General features: G+C 63.7%; 14 protein-coding genes. 9 read left to right on the top strand and 5 right to left on the bottom strand.

Annotated features, from left to right (window positions below):
- Window positions 1-10: 10 nt before the first annotated feature.
- From SO156_RS07085 to SO156_RS07070, 4 genes are all read left to right on the top strand, one after another.
- A complete protein-coding gene (locus SO156_RS07085) occupies window positions 11-1147 on the top strand; it encodes a thiolase family protein (RefSeq protein WP_498534317.1) in 1137 nt (378 codons plus the stop codon).
- On the top strand, window positions 1144-1500 hold the full coding sequence (locus tag SO156_RS07080) for a Zn-ribbon domain-containing OB-fold protein (RefSeq protein ID WP_498534316.1): 357 nt from the start codon (window positions 1144-1146) through the stop codon (window positions 1498-1500). Before SO156_RS07085 ends, SO156_RS07080 begins: the two co-directional genes overlap by 4 nt.
- Before the next feature lie 487 nt (window positions 1501-1987).
- Complete coding sequence (locus tag SO156_RS07075; protein WP_458143467.1) at window positions 1988-2515, top strand: carboxymuconolactone decarboxylase family protein; 528 nt, start codon at window positions 1988-1990, stop codon at window positions 2513-2515.
- 26 nt (window positions 2516-2541) lie between these two features.
- A complete protein-coding gene (locus tag SO156_RS07070; protein ID WP_458143468.1) occupies window positions 2542-2844 on the top strand; it encodes a nucleoside triphosphate pyrophosphohydrolase family protein in 303 nt (100 codons plus the stop codon).
- Between the two features lie 5 nt (window positions 2845-2849).
- Here SO156_RS07070 and glsA read toward each other — a convergent pair whose 3' ends face one another.
- Complete coding sequence (gene glsA, locus SO156_RS07065) at window positions 2850-4697, bottom strand: glutaminase A (RefSeq protein ID WP_498534315.1); 1848 nt, start codon at window positions 4695-4697, stop codon at window positions 2850-2852.
- A 144-nt stretch (window positions 4698-4841) separates the two neighbouring features.
- Entirely contained in the window at window positions 4842-5117 is a 276-nt protein-coding gene (locus tag SO156_RS07060) for an acyl-CoA carboxylase biotin carboxyl carrier protein subunit (RefSeq protein ID WP_498534314.1), read from the bottom strand.
- Between the two features lie 43 nt (window positions 5118-5160).
- Here SO156_RS07060 and SO156_RS07055 point away from each other — a divergent pair, with 43 nt between their 5' ends.
- Complete coding sequence (locus SO156_RS07055) at window positions 5161-6135, top strand: IclR family transcriptional regulator (RefSeq protein ID WP_498534313.1); 975 nt, start codon at window positions 5161-5163, stop codon at window positions 6133-6135.
- Entirely contained in the window at window positions 6065-7624 is a 1560-nt protein-coding gene (locus SO156_RS07050; protein WP_458143474.1) for an acyl-CoA carboxylase subunit beta, read from the top strand. The genes SO156_RS07055 and SO156_RS07050 overlap by 71 nt, the downstream gene beginning before the upstream one ends.
- Before the next feature lie 51 nt (window positions 7625-7675).
- Here SO156_RS07050 and SO156_RS07045 read toward each other — a convergent pair whose 3' ends face one another.
- Window positions 7676-7894, bottom strand: coding sequence for a hypothetical protein (locus SO156_RS07045; protein WP_458143475.1), 219 nt, complete (start codon window positions 7892-7894; stop codon window positions 7676-7678).
- 65 nt (window positions 7895-7959) lie between these two features.
- On the bottom strand, window positions 7960-8631 hold the full coding sequence (locus SO156_RS07040) for a PspA/IM30 family protein (RefSeq protein WP_449382286.1): 672 nt from the start codon (window positions 8629-8631) through the stop codon (window positions 7960-7962).
- A 192-nt stretch (window positions 8632-8823) separates the two neighbouring features.
- Here SO156_RS07040 and SO156_RS07035 point away from each other — a divergent pair, with 192 nt between their 5' ends.
- Complete coding sequence (locus SO156_RS07035; RefSeq protein ID WP_498534312.1) at window positions 8824-9360, top strand: LemA family protein; 537 nt, start codon at window positions 8824-8826, stop codon at window positions 9358-9360.
- Between the two features lie 36 nt (window positions 9361-9396).
- A complete protein-coding gene (locus SO156_RS07030) occupies window positions 9397-11346 on the top strand; it encodes a M48 family metalloprotease (protein WP_498534311.1) in 1950 nt (649 codons plus the stop codon).
- Window positions 11347-11560: 214 nt separating this feature from the next.
- Here SO156_RS07030 and SO156_RS07025 read toward each other — a convergent pair whose 3' ends face one another.
- Entirely contained in the window at window positions 11561-12736 is a 1176-nt protein-coding gene (locus SO156_RS07025) for a patatin-like phospholipase family protein (protein WP_458143481.1), read from the bottom strand.
- 231 nt (window positions 12737-12967) lie between these two features.
- On the opposite strand from SO156_RS07025, the gene SO156_RS07020 reads away from it, so the two are divergent.
- Window positions 12968-13750, top strand: a complete 783-nt coding sequence (locus tag SO156_RS07020) for an acetoacetate decarboxylase (protein ID WP_458143483.1) — start codon at window positions 12968-12970, stop codon at window positions 13748-13750.
- The last annotated feature ends 19 nt before the right edge of the window (window positions 13751-13769 follow it).

Here is a 13769-nt window from a genome sequence, read left to right as displayed (position 1 = left end):
GGAGAGCACCATGAGCTTCGTCACCGGCGTCGGGCTCACGCCTTTCGGCAAGCATGAAGGCTCATCTTCGCTCGACCTGATGAGCCGGGCGGCGCAGCTTGCGCTCGACGATGCCGGGCTGACGCGCGCGGAGATTGACGGCGTCCTCTGCGGCTATTCGACGGTGTCGCCGCACATCATGCTGGCGACCGTCTTCGCCGAGCATTTCGGCATACGCCCGAGTTACGCCCACGCCGTGCAGGTCGGCGGCGCGACGGGCCTCGCGATGACCATGCTTGCGCATCATCTGATCGAGGCCGGGGCGGTACGGCATGTGCTCGTTGTGGCCGGCGAGAATCGCCTCACCGGGCAAAGCCGCGATGCCTCGATCCAGGCCTTGGCACAGGTCGGACATCCCGATTACGAGGTGCCGCTCGGCCCGACCATCCCCGCTTATTACGGCCTCGTCGCGTCCCGTTACATGCACGAGTACGGCGTGACGGAGGAGGATCTCGCGGAGTTCGCCGTGCTGATGCGCGCGCACGCCTGCGCCCATCCCGGTGCGCAATTCCACGAGCCGATCACGGTCACGGACGTGATGGCGTCCAAGCCGGTGGCATTGCCGCTAAAGCTGCTCGACTGCTGCCCGGTCTCCGACGGCGGTGCCGCCTTCGTGATCAGCTGCGAGCGGACTAGCAAGACGGGCGTGCGGATCCGCGGCTGCGCGCAGGCGCACACCCATCAGCATGTGACCGCAGCGCCGGCGCTCAGCGAGCTTGGCGCCGAGATTTCGATCGCGCGCGCGAAACACGCTTCGGGCCTTGCGATATCAGATGTGCGCTATGCCGCAGTCTATGACAGCTTCACCATCACGCTTGCGATGCTGCTCGAAGACCTCGGCCTTGCCGGACGTGGCGAGGCCGCCGCGCGCGTGCGGGCTGGATATTTTGGCCGTGACGGCCGCATGCCGCTCAACACTCATGGCGGCCTCCTCAGCTATGGCCATTGCGGCGTTGGCGGCGCGATGGCGCATCTGGTGGAGGCGCATCTCCAGATGACCGGGCGCGCAGGCAATCGTCAGGTCCGCGACGCCTCGATCGCGCTGCTGCATGGCGATGGTGGCGTGTTGTCCTCCCATGTCAGCATGTTCCTGGAGCAGGTGCGATGAGCGCGCGAATCGCGGACTGGACCAAAGGGGATGCGGCGATCGTCTTTCAATGCTGCGAGGCATGCGGCGGCGTGCAGTACTTCCATCGCACCTTCTGCGCGGCCTGTGGTGCGCCAGATCTGCGGGAACGTCGCGCGAGCGGCAAGGGCACGGTCTATGCAACGACACTCGTCTGCCGCGTCGCAACGCCCGAGATGCGTGCGCATGTGCCCTACAACATCCTGCTCGTCGACTGCGCCGAGGGCTTTCGCATGATGGCGCACGGTGAGAAGGGCCTCGCAATCGGCGACGAGGTCGCCGCGCAGTTCACCTCGTTTGCCGGAAGATTCGTTCCGTTTTTCACCAAGGTTTAAGTACTGGTTTTCGTCATTCGGGGGCGGTCGAACGGACCGAACCTGGAACGGAATTCTGGGTCTGGTTACCGGGCCGCGCGCTTTGCGCGGTCCCGTACGCACCACCCCGGAATGACGAAATCTCTTTTCAGCGCCCGTAGAACAATATGCTGGCGATGACGAGCATCGCCGTCACCGCCAGCATATGCGCGAACGCTTCCGAGGCCGCCCTCCTGGTGGCTTCCTTCATGCCGTTTACTCCCTAGACTTGGGCGTGACTCATCGTTGCGCGCGCTGCGCAAACGACGGTCATGTTTTTTTACTCGGAACACCCCACTTCGAGTATTCGCTGCGATTTGTCCCCACGCGGCGAATATCGACGGTTGCAAAGGTCGTTCAGCAATAAGGCGGCAATTTGACTCGATAATGTTGCTCTTGCGTCGGCGCAAGAATAGTCTTGAGAAACTGCCCGTAAGAGCCGCAACAAGAGCAATACCCAAGGTGACTGATGGCCCGTATCGACTACGCCGATCCTTCCAAGGCGTCCGAGCGTACCCGCGATATCCTCGCCAAGAATCGCAACGCCAATATCTTCCGCATGATGTCGCATTCGCCCGATTATTTCGTGCAGTATTGCCGGTTGGGCGGCGCGATCCGGAGCCGGGGCGAGCTTGACCCGATCGTGCGGGAACTTGCGATCACGCGGACCGGGATTCTCTGCGAGGCGCCTTATGAAGTCATCGCGCACAAGCGCATCGGCAAGAATGTCGGCGTCACTGACGAGCAGAACGAGGCGCTGTCCGACTGGCAGGCGGCGACGTGTTTTACCGAGACGCAGCGCGCGGCGCTCGCGTTCACGGATGAAATCGTCAAGCTCAACAAGCCGACGAATGCGACGTTCAAGGCGATCGCCGCAAAGCTCACGCCGGGTGCGCTGGTCGAATTGCAGCTTTCGGTCGGCTTCTACATCATGACATCGAAGTTTCTTGAGACGTTCGAGATCGATCTCCAGCCGGTGACGGAGGTCGTGGGCTGATCCAAAAAAAACGGCGAGGAATGCCGATGACGATCGATGAATATGCAGCCTGGGCCGCGACGATTGCGAAAGTCGATGAGCACCCGACTAATGAACGTTTATCCTATCTCGGGCTTGGCCTCGCCGGCGAAGCCGGAGAGGTCGCCGAGCATATCAAGAAGCTGTTGCGCGATAGCTGGCTCGACGAGGCGGGACTCGTCGATGAACTCGGCGATGTCATCTATTACTGGGCCTGCTTGTGTGCGGCGACCGGCCAGAAGCCATCCGAATTGCTCAAGGCAAGCGCAGCCAAGATCAACAGGCGCCTGCGTGAGGCGGCGAGCCGCTGACGGCGCTACGTCGACGTCAGGATGTCCACCTTGGCGTTAGCGACGATCAGCCGATCGGCGAGGAGTTGCGCGAGGTTGCGCATGATGCGTTCGCTGGCATGCGGATGCTGCTGACGAAAACGCTCGAAATCCTTCAGCGGCACCTCGAAGGCGGTCGCCGCCATATCGGCCAAGACGTCCGCGGAGCGGGTCGATTCCAGCAACGCCATTTCGCCGAAAGCCATGCCGGCCGTCAGCGTTGCCAGGCGGACGCCGTCGGGCAGCGTGACGTGCACGGCGCCGCTGCGCAGGAAGAACAGGGAATCGGCGGGATCGCCGGCCGCGACGATCCTTGCGCCGGTCTGATAGGTGCGGATCGTGCAGAGCGAGCCGAGGTCGGTCAGCTCTTCCTCGCTCAGGCCCGCAAGCAGCGGCTGCTCGACGAGCTCCGTGGTCTCGTGAAAATCGATCGCGCCGCCATAGCGATAGACGATCTGGTCTTCGGCCCATTCGATCGCGGTGTCGAGCAGGTAGAAGTCGCGAACGTTTTTCAGCGTTGCCGTCCATTCGCGAAGCGTGGTCCATTCCCGCGAGGTGCGCTGGACGCCGGACAGGACCACAGTGACATTCAGCGCGGCGAGATCTTCGAAGGCCTCCGCCACGAGCCGCGCGCCAGCGCGTGTGGTCGAGGTAACGCGATGCAGGTCGAAGATCACGAGCTGTGGCCGCGGCCGCGCAGCGAGCCGCCGCGAGACGTAATCGACGGCGGAGAGCGACAGTGTGCCGACGAGCTCGATGACCCGTACCTCCTCCTCATGGGCAGCGAGGATCTCGCGTTCTCCGAGGCGGCGGACGCGGCGCGACGGGATCTGGCCGATGTGATAGTCGGCGATGACCGCGTTGCGCGCGTCGTCGCTGCGGTTGAGCATGTGCAGGTCATAGTGAGACGACAGTGTCTCGCAGACCTTGATGCCGCGTACGCTGTTGCCGTGCTTGTCGAGCTTTGGCGAATAGCTGCCGAGGCCGAGTCTGGCGGGGAGCGCGGCGAGGATGCCGCCGCCGACACCGCTCTTGGCGGGGATGCCGATACGGTAAATCCATTCGCCGGCATAATCGTACATGCCCGACGACGTCATCACCGACAGCGTCCGCGAGATCGCGTAAGGAGTCACCACCTGCTCGCCGGTGACCGGATTGACGCCGCGGTTGGCAAGCGTTGCCGCCATCACCGCGATGTCGCGCGCGGTCACGAGCACCGCGCATTGACGGAAATAGACGTCGAGCACTTCAGCGACATTGTTCGCGATCACCGCATTGGTTTTCAAGAGATAGGCGATGGCGCGGTTACGGTCGCCGGTCTGGCTTTCGGACCTGTAGACGGCCTCGTCCACGTCCAGCTCGCGCCCGGCGAAGCGACCGAGTGCCTTGCGAATCTCCTCGAACGCCGCCTCGCCCTTGCCCTCATGGATCAGTCCCGTGCAGGCGATCGCGCCGGCATTGACCATCGGGTTGAACGGGTGGTTCTCAGCATTGAGCCGGATCGAGTTGAAGGGATCGCCGGAGGGCTCGACGCCAATCGCGCTCTCGACCCGCACCGCGCCCAGCATATCGAGCGCCAGCGCGAACACGAATGGCTTCGACAGAGACTGGATCGTGAAGGGCACCCGGCTGTCGCCCGCTTCGTAGACATGGCCATCCAGCGTCGCAAGACTGATGCCGAAATGGGCAGGATCGGCCTTGCTGAGCTCGGGGATGTAGTCGGCGACCGCGCCGGAGGCCTCAGTGGCGAATTCGGCGTAGCAAGTGTCGAGGAACCGCAGCAAAGGCGGCTTCGATTGTGTCCAGGAGCTGGCAGGTGATGATAGCGGTGTCATGCCCTCCTTGTGCAACGCCATCAGGGCACACGCAACCGGTCTGGAAGAGCGCGAGCCGCCGAAAATTCGGTCACTAGCGACTCGACGAAAGATTTCATCCATCAGTTCGAGCAGATTGCCACGATTGCGATGCTGATTACGGCCTCAGCTCGCGATGATCGCGATCGCCTGGCCTTCGGCGACGACGTCGTCCAGCTTGACGAGGAGCGATGTGATCGTGCCTGCCGAAGGTGAGGGCACCGGGATCTCCATCTTCATGGCTTCGACGAATGCAACGTCGTCGCCATCCGTAATACTTTTCCCAACTTCAACGGGAATCGCGCAGATGCGCCCTGCGACTTCCGTGACGATCTTAATTTCTGGCATGCCAATCGCCTTTTTGTTGTCGTCGCAAGATGCCTGAGGTAGCGTGCCCTTCAAGCGGAATTTAATTCCGCAGAGCGAAACACAACTGGTAGGGAACATGGGACGACGATCGGAGCGATTGAGTAGGCAAGGCGTGCTCGCGGGCGAGGCCGGCGAAAGTGACGTCATCCAGGTGGTGTCGCGCGCATTCGATGTGTTGCGATGCTTCGAGGGCCACGAGGCGCGGCTCGGAAATCTCGAAATCTCAAACCGCTGCGGCCTGCCGCGCTCGACGGTGTCGCGGCTCACGCATACGCTGACGCGCATGGGGCAGCTGGTTTATCTGCCGCGCGATCAGAAATACCGGATCGGGCCGAGCGCGGTCGCAATGGGCGCCTCGATGATGAAGGGCGCGCAGCTGCGCAACCTCATCCGCCTGCGGCTCGAGGATGTCGCCGAGCAATTGCCGGGGACGGTGGGCTTCGTCATCCCCGATCGGTTCCATCTCGTCTATCTCGAGTTCGCCCGCTCGGCGAGCGCGCTCGGCCTGCACGAAGGAACCGGCAGCCGGATCGCGATGGCCTCGACCGCTGCGGGGGCCGCTTATACGGCGGCGCTGCAGCCGGAGATCGGCGATTCCCTGGTTGCGGAGATGGAGCGCGAGGCGCCGGAGGCGGCCCGGCTGCTGAAGCCGCGCATCGAGGCCAATCGGCAGTTCCTGCGCGAGCATGGCTATGTCGTGGCCTGCGGCCTGTGGAGCCCGCACATCAACGGCGTCGCGGTGCCGATGTGGTCGCCGCAATATCAGACCGTCGTGGTGGTCACGATCGGTTTGTTGGCAGCGATGTATGACGAGGAGCGGCTGCACAGCGAGGTCGCGCCGCTGATGGTCAAGCTCGGCAAGGCGGTTGGCGACCTGCTCGAAGGCGCCGAAGGCGACTTCCTCAACAACCGTCTCGAGCGCAAGCCCATCGCGATGGCCGTGCGAAACAACAACAAGCCGATCGCGCCGGAGGGACTGAATGAACTGGAAGCCGGAACTCGACGAGCTCGCCCGGCGCGAAGCCTTCGCGCGGGAGATGGGCGGCGTTGACAAGGTCAAGCGACAGCATGACCAGGGCCGGCTGACTGTTCGGGAGCGCATCGACGGGCTGATCGACAAAGGTAGTTTTCACGAGATCGGTGCCGTCTCCGGCATCGGTGAATACGATGCGCATGGCGAGCTCAAGCATGTGACGCCGGCCAACTGCGTGTTCGGCCGCGCCAGGGTCGACGGACGCACGGTGGTGGTGGTCGGCGACGATTTCACCGTGCGCGGCGGCTCGGCGGATGCCTCGATCTCCGCCAAGCCACTGATGGCGGAGGAGATGGCGCACGACTTCCGTCTGCCCATCATCCGCATCATCGAAGGCTCCGGCGGCGGCGGCTCGGTCAAGACGATCGAGACCAAGGGCGCGGCGAACCTGCCGGGCGGCATCGGCGGCACGCGCTGGTACCGCTTCACGACGGAGAACCTCGCGCGCGTGCCCGTCGTGGCGCTGGGGCTCGGTTCGGTCGCAGGCCTCGGCGCCGCGCGTCTTGCCGCCAGCCACTATTCCATCATGACCAAGGCGTCCGCGATGTTCGTCGCAGGACCGCCGGTGGTGAAGCGCCTCGGGCAGGATCTGTCCAAGCAGGATCTCGGCGGCGCCGAGATCCAGACCCGCGCCGGCGCGGTCGATCATGCCGTCGAGACCGAGGCCGAGGCGTTCGCCTGCGCGCGGCGCTTCCTGTCGTATCTGCCAGCGTCGGTCTACGAATTGCCGCCGACGCTGCCTTGCCATGACGATCCGGAACGCATTGACGAAGCCCTGACGAAGGCCGTGCCGCGGAGCCGCCGGCAGGTCTACAAGATGCGCCCCATCATCGAGTCCGTCGTCGACAAGGGCTCGTTCTTCGAGGTCGCCGGCAATTTCGGCAAGCCGGTCATCGTTGGCCTCGCGCGGCTCGAGGGCAGGGCGGTGATGCTGCTCGCCAGCGATCCCTTTCACTATGGCGGCTCATGGACCGCCGATGCCTGCCAGAAGGTGGTGCGCTGGGTCGACTTCGCGGAGACCTTTCATCTGCCGATCGTCTACCTCATGGATTGCCCGGGCTTCATGATCGGGCTGGACGCCGAGAAGGCGGCCACCATCCGCCACGGCGTGCGCGCCATGGCCGCGGTCAACCAGACCACGGTGCCCTGGTGCACGGTGATCCTGCGCAACGCGTTTGGCGTAGCCGGCGTCGTGCATCAGCCGGCCGATCGCTTCTCGATCCGCTACGCCTGGCCGTCGGCCTATTGGGGCTCGCTGCCGCTCGAAGGCGGCATCGAGGCGGCCTATCGCGCCGATATCGACGCGGCCGAGGATAAGACGGCGAAGTTGAAGGAGATCGAGGAGCGCCTCAACAAGCTGCGCTCGCCGTTCCGCTCGGCAGAAAAGTTCTGGGTCGAGGAGATCATCGACCCTCGCAAGACGCGGTCCCTGCTGTGCGAGTTCGCGAGGCTGGCGGAGCCACTCAGGACGCCGGGCCCGCCTGCGAATATGACGATCAGGCCGTGACGCAAAAGGCTGTTGCGCCACGGAAAACTTCGTTCTGACGGCGATTGAACTTTACTCGCCCCGCGCTTTCGCGAAAGCGCGACGGCCCCGCCAGAACATGAAGGCGGCCATCGCGCCAATACCGATCAGGCTTGGCAAGCTGCCCCCGATGCCGGAGGCAATCGCGGCAAAGCCCCAGATGATCGCAAAGAAGAAACAGAACAGGCCAATGACGGCCTGTCCGCTGCGGCGCGCGACGCCGACGCCCGTGGTCGCGACTGTTGAAGTCATGCGGATCGTTCTGACGGCTGCGCCCTCGTCGATCCGATCCCATGATGCTGGCGGTTTGCGGATCATCAGGCGGCCTGACCGGCTTTCAGCGCGGCCAGCCGTTCGGCCACTGTCGCGCTCTTCTGCATGCCATCAATCTCGGCGACGCGGTTGATCGTGCTTGCGTCGGTGCGAGTGAAACCTACGCCGCCGGCCCCGACCATGGCGCGATCAAAGGCCTGTTCGGCCGCATCGAGCTTCTTCTCTGCAGAGCGGTTAGGCTGAGCCGGGCCATCGCCGCCAAGCGCAGCCTGCTGCCGCGAAATCAGGAAGGCCTGCAGAGTGTCCTCCATCTGACGCTTGCGGGCGTGCAGCGCGGCGAGACTGTCTTCCAGACGCTTCTCCAGCTCACGCGCCTGTTCCTGCACGGCGTCCAGCTTCTTGGCCTGTGCTTCGAAATCGATCTGGCGGGACAACGCGGCTTCGGCGAGATCATCCCGTTGCTGGTTCACGGCGAACTGGGCCTTGGCGGTGAGCTCCTCGACACGCTCGCCGAGCATCTTCTGCTGACGGGCGGCCTGCAGCCGGCGCGCCATCGTGGATTCGAGCTCCGCTTTCACCTGATCGATCGCACGATCCGCCTCGCGGATCGCCTCGCGCATCACGGCATCGCTGCCGGCCTGCTCCATACGGTCGACAGTGTCCTCGACGGTCGCCGACAGCAGACGGGACACACGCGCGAAAATCGATTCAGCCATGACAAAACCCCTGTGTGAAAATCCGCGTCGAGTAGACACCCGATTCATTTAAGGTGGCCTTATGCTTTTCAGCAACTTTTAGCTGTTTCTTGCAACGTTTCCGCAACCGCCTGACGCTACCTTGGGATGCACCCCAAGGGAGAGCGGGTCATGCTATTGACGGTCATATTTATTTGCCTGGCGACATTATTGATGACGATTGCGATACCGGCCTACGTCGCCTACGCGACGCATAATCGTCTGGTCGCGCTCGATCAGCGCTGCGAAACTGCGTTCGGCGACATCGACGTTCATCTCAAGCATCGCCACAATCTGATCCCGCCACTGGTCGAGACGGTGCGCGGTTTCGTCAAACATGAAAGCGACATTCTGATCGGCGTCACCAAGGCCCGCGCCGAGGCGCTCTCTGCAGCCGGCCCGGACGTGCGGCTCAGCGCCGAGAACAATCTGACGCAGAACATCAACGCCCTGATCGGCATGGCCGAGCATTTTCCCGAGCTCAAGGCGTCCACGCACTTCGCCGAGCTGCGGCGCGAGCTCGTCGACGCCGAAAACCGCATCACCGCCTCGCGCCGCTTCTACAACCTCGCCGTCGAAGAATACGCCACCACGCTGCGCCAGTTTCCCGGCAGCTATATCGGCCGTCTGTTCAAGATGGACGCGCGCACGCCCTACGATCTCGGTATCGAACGCGTTCTGATCGACGAACCTCTCGCGGTCAAATTCTGATCGAAGACAGATTTCTGAAAGACATGGGATATCGCCATGGCGGTTAACGGGCTCTATGGCCACGTCCGCAGCAATGATACGCGCTCGCTGGCGCTGTTCGCGGGCTTTGTGCTGGCGTTTCACCTGCTCGCCATGCTGGCGCTGCTGGTGCCGTTGGCCATGCACGATCCGGAGCATGCGCCGCTCTATGGATGGACCGGCTATTTCATCCGCTGGGTGCCGGTCGTCACGATCGTCGGCGCCTTGCTGTTTGCGGTGCAGATGGCATGGCACGTCCGCACCATCAGGCGGAAAACGGAATTTCGCTTCGTGGACGATCAGGACGAGCCGCGGCTCTGCCGTATCGTCGAACCGCTGACGATCGCGGCCGGCCTGCCGACCCCCTATGTCGCCGTCATCGACAGTCCGGCGCTGAACGCGTTTGCCTGCGGAATCCGGCAGAAGGATGCCGTGCTGGTCTTCACCAAGGGCCTGATCGACGCACTTGACGACGATGAGCTCGCGGCGGTCGCTGCGCATGAAATCATGCACGTGGTCAACGGAGACATCCGGCTGATCGCGGCCACGAATGTCTGCCTCGATACGCTGAGCCTGCTGCAGCCTCGCAGCAATGGGAAGCAGGCCAACCGGATCTCGCAGGCCTTGGCACTGCCGGTCTTGGCTCTGGTATTTCCGATGATGGTCGTGCTCTTTCTCATCGTCTCGTTCCTGCACCGTCTGGCGCATGACGGAAGTCACCTCGTGCGGCTGCTGATCGCGTCGGCACGCGAATTCATCGCCGATGCGGAAGCCGTCCGGCTGACCCAGAATCCTGCCGCGCTCGTCTCGGCGCTGCAACGCATCGAGGGGCGCAGTGCAATTCCGGGGCTCGCGGCCGGCCAGGACGCCATGATGATCGACGGCGCGCACAAGGGAGCTTTCGCCACCCATCCCACGATCGCCGAGCGGGTCGCCGCGATCGTCTCCGTCACCGGTTCGATGGCCCTGATCGCGCCTGCGCGGCGCGACACGAGGCCGCAGACAGTCGGCGCCGCGGCCAGCTTCGGTCGCCGATCGTCGTCTGCTTTCGATGTCACACGTCTGCGCAGTTCACTGCGCGAGGCCAGTCTCGAGACCTCAGAGGCTTCGTTCGATGCCGAGTTCAACCGGTTCGGGCTGACGCGCGAGACGACGGTGGGAGCAGTCATCGCGATCGGCCTGTTTCTGTGGGCCCACAGCGCCGACCTCACCAGGCCCTCCGCGCTCGTGCAGGCTCTCGACCCCGGGTCGCTGCGAACCGTTTTCGCGGCGGCAGGAGAGGGGGCGCGTTGCCAGAGACAGGGAATCGGCGGGGCCTTGTTCGGGAGTACGCCGCCAAGTGGATGCGACCAGGAAGCGATCGAGGACATGCTCGCGGCCCGCAGTCACGAGGCCGGCATCTTCGGAGCGCTGATGAAGAAATTGCGGCCGGATATCCCCTTTGGCTCCCAAGAGAGCGGGGTCAAGAGACGGCCGAACGGAACGTTCAGCAATGTCGCGACGGCGGATGAGCAGATTGCCGAAGTCCGGCGGGCACGCTGCTTTCAGACCGACCGCTATGCGGTTGGCGACCGCGGCCTGCATTACGTCACGGAGGTGCCAAAGGCCGGCGAAACGATCTCGCTGCCGCGCTATCTGGATGTGAGTGCCACCGCCGCCCGGCTCGCGAGCGAAGCCGGCCCCGCCGGCCGCGACGCCATGCTCCTGCAATATTTCAAGACTCGCAAAAGCCTCGGCGAGGTCATCCATCGCTTCTTCGGCGAGCCCGGTCTGATGGTTGCAACAACGGCCTATGCCAACTCGGACCACCAGGCCGCCATCGCCGTCTTGCGCCAGCGCCTGGCCGATCCCGGCTTCGGATCCGCGCTAACGCCTTTGGAGCGGGCGGAAATCGAGCTGCTCGCCAGCGACCCGCTGGATTTCGTGTCCTGCACCGCCCGTCGCGGACGCCCAGGCAAGGACGCTTGATGTGGGGAGCGGGGCTCTAGGGCAAGAGCGTCATGCACAACGCCCTATGATGCCATAATACCCCCGATCTGCCCGACGTGTCACATGATTTCGTAAAATGCGAAGATCGTCCCCGCCGGCCGTCGGCTACTGTGCATGGGGTTGTTTTCACACTTTTGGTCGGAGCGTCACCAAAGGGGGCGCGCTCCTGCACGGGCGAAGGCGGTTTCAGTCCTTACGCGCTCTCCGTCTCTCGGTGCACGTCGTGGACGACCAGCCCCATGCCTTCCTCGGGCATCTTGATCCAGTCGCGGCGCTTCAGCGTGCGCTTGGTATCCTCGTAGCCGCTCGTCCAGTGCTCGCGCATGGAGGTGCCGGAGAATTCGTGGTCCTTGGCGTCGCCCTCATAGGCCTTCTGCTGATAGATCAAATGCAGGATCGCGATCTCCGGCATGTTGCGCAGGCTCGCCTTGAGCTGGCGTTCCTCTTCGGACAATTGCTCGTCGGGAAGCTTCGCCAGCGCCTTGTAGAGCAGGACCTTCAGATTGTGCGTCCGGCGGTAGACGTCGGTGTTGTGGCGCGTGCGCGAGGAATACATGATGTCCTTGTGGCGGGCCATGACGTCCTGGATCGAGCGCGGCAGCACGCCGCGCGCGCTGAACAGGTCGACCTGGAACACCAGCGAATTGAGATCGTCCTCCTGGTCGAGCAGGTGCTGGAGCGGCGTGTTTGAGACGATGCCACCATCCCAGAAATGATCTGTGCCGATCCTGACCATCGGCAGCGCCGGCGGCAGCGCGCCGGAGGCCATGACGTGCTCGGGGTGGATCTCATCATGGGCATTGTCGAAATAGATGAAGTTGCCCGACAGCACGTTCACCGCACCGACCGCGAAGCGGATCTTCTTCTCGTTGATCAGGTCGAAATCGACGAGCTCGCGCAAGCTGTCGCGCAAGGGAGTCGTGTCGTAATAGCTGGTTGCAGTCCTGGCGCCGACCGGGCTGAACCAGGGATTGACCTGGTGCGGGGTGAAGAAGCCCGGCTGGCCCATCGCCGACGTCATCCACGCGCTGGTGAGATTGCGCCACTGGCGGAAGACGTCGCCATCAGGCGTGTAGTGCCAGATCTTGCGGTTGGTGATGCGCTCCCAGAAAATGCGAAGCTGATCGAGCCGCTTCTCCGGCTTGTTGCCCGCGATGATGGCTGAGTTGATCGCACCGATCGAGACGCCGCAGACCCAGTCGGGCTCGATGCCGGCCTCATGCAGCGCCTGATAGACGCCGGCCTGGTAGGCGCCAAGCGCGCCGCCGCCTTGCAGCACCAGCGCGACGCGATCGCAGCGCTCGGGCCGCCAGCCCCGCGAGGGAGGCTGATTTGTCTGATATGTCGGTTGCGACGTGCGGGCGTCCATGGCGCTGTCTCCCTGCCTCGCCCGGACGATTGCGCCCCGCAATGACGGCGTGATGACAATTGCGGCGCCGATGCATCGCGGACATGCAGGCCCATCGCGCCGGGAATGACGGAGGGGTCACGCGCCTGACGGAAATCCATCACATCGCAGTCAATGACGGCGGCTAGCAATTCGCGTTAGGCTTGCAGCTGCCAGGCGGACATCACACCAGCGTCACACAGGAGATCAAAGATGCGCAGGGAAGACGTTCTGAGACTCCCGTCCATGCCGGCCGCCGGACCGAGTTATCCCGCCGGTCCCTATCGCTTCATCAACCGCGAATTCCTCGTCATCACCTACGAGACCGATCCGGACCTGATCCGCGCCGGCCTGCCTGAGCCGTTGGAGCCGATCGACCAAGCGATCGTGCATTACGAATGGATCAGGATGCCGGACTCCTCCGGCTTCGGCAGCTACACCGAGTCCGGTCTGGTGATCCCCGCGCGCCTGCACGGCGAAGAGGTGAACTTCGTCTCACAGATGTATCTCGACGATGATCCGCCGATCGCGGCGGGGCGCGAAATCTGGGGCTTTCCCAAGAAGTACGCTCACCCCAAGCTCGAGATCGTCAAGGATACCCTGACCGGCACGCTGGAATATGCCGGTCAGCTCGTCGCCATGGGCACGATGGGCTACAAGCACGAGAGCATGGCCGGCAACGGTGATCTCACCCGCGCCACGCTGTCGAAGACACAAATCAATCTGAAGATGATCCCAGGCGTCGACGGCCAGCTCGAGGTCTGCCAGCTCGTCGCGATCAACCTCACCGACATCGTTCCGAAGGGCTCCTGGATGGGGCCCGGTCGCCTGCACCTCGTGCCCCACGTCAATGCGCCGGTTGCGGATTTCCCGGTCCGCCGCGTGGTCGGCGCGCATCACTATATCGCCGACCTGACCCTGCCGTTCGGCCGCGTCGTGCACGACTACATCAAGGAAGCCCAGGCGGCGGCCGCGACGGGGTTGGCCGCGGAGTAGGGCGGCGGATCTCGTCGGC

This window comes from Bradyrhizobium sp. UFLA05-125, from assembly GCF_059803515.1.
Note: the sequence above shows the minus strand (reverse complement) of the source record. Positions and strands in the feature narration are given on the sequence as shown.

Bases quoted from the DNA above. Each gene is read 5' to 3' on its own strand.
- SO156_RS07055 (WP_498534313.1), top strand. From the start codon at position 5,161: ATGGGACGACGATCGGAGCGATTGAGTAGGCAAGGCGTGCTCGCGGGC.
- glsA (WP_498534315.1), bottom strand. From the start codon at position 4,697: ATGACACCGCTATCATCACCTGCCAGCTCCTGGACACAATCGAAGCCG.
- SO156_RS07035 (WP_498534312.1), top strand. From the start codon at position 8,824: ATGACGATTGCGATACCGGCCTACGTCGCCTACGCGACGCATAATCGT.
- SO156_RS07025 (WP_458143481.1), bottom strand. From the start codon at position 12,736: ATGGACGCCCGCACGTCGCAACCGACATATCAGACAAATCAGCCTCCC.
- SO156_RS07080 (WP_498534316.1), top strand. From the start codon at position 1,144: ATGAGCGCGCGAATCGCGGACTGGACCAAAGGGGATGCGGCGATCGTC.
- SO156_RS07075 (WP_458143467.1), top strand. From the start codon at position 1,988: ATGGCCCGTATCGACTACGCCGATCCTTCCAAGGCGTCCGAGCGTACC.
- SO156_RS07045 (WP_458143475.1), bottom strand. From the start codon at position 7,894: ATGACTTCAACAGTCGCGACCACGGGCGTCGGCGTCGCGCGCCGCAGC.
- SO156_RS07020 (WP_458143483.1), top strand. From the start codon at position 12,968: ATGCGCAGGGAAGACGTTCTGAGACTCCCGTCCATGCCGGCCGCCGGA.
- SO156_RS07070 (WP_458143468.1), top strand. From the start codon at position 2,542: ATGACGATCGATGAATATGCAGCCTGGGCCGCGACGATTGCGAAAGTC.
- SO156_RS07050 (WP_458143474.1), top strand. From the start codon at position 6,065: ATGAACTGGAAGCCGGAACTCGACGAGCTCGCCCGGCGCGAAGCCTTC.
- SO156_RS07030 (WP_498534311.1), top strand. From the start codon at position 9,397: ATGGCGGTTAACGGGCTCTATGGCCACGTCCGCAGCAATGATACGCGC.
- SO156_RS07040 (WP_449382286.1), bottom strand. From the start codon at position 8,631: ATGGCTGAATCGATTTTCGCGCGTGTGTCCCGTCTGCTGTCGGCGACC.
- SO156_RS07085 (WP_498534317.1), top strand. From the start codon at position 11: ATGAGCTTCGTCACCGGCGTCGGGCTCACGCCTTTCGGCAAGCATGAA.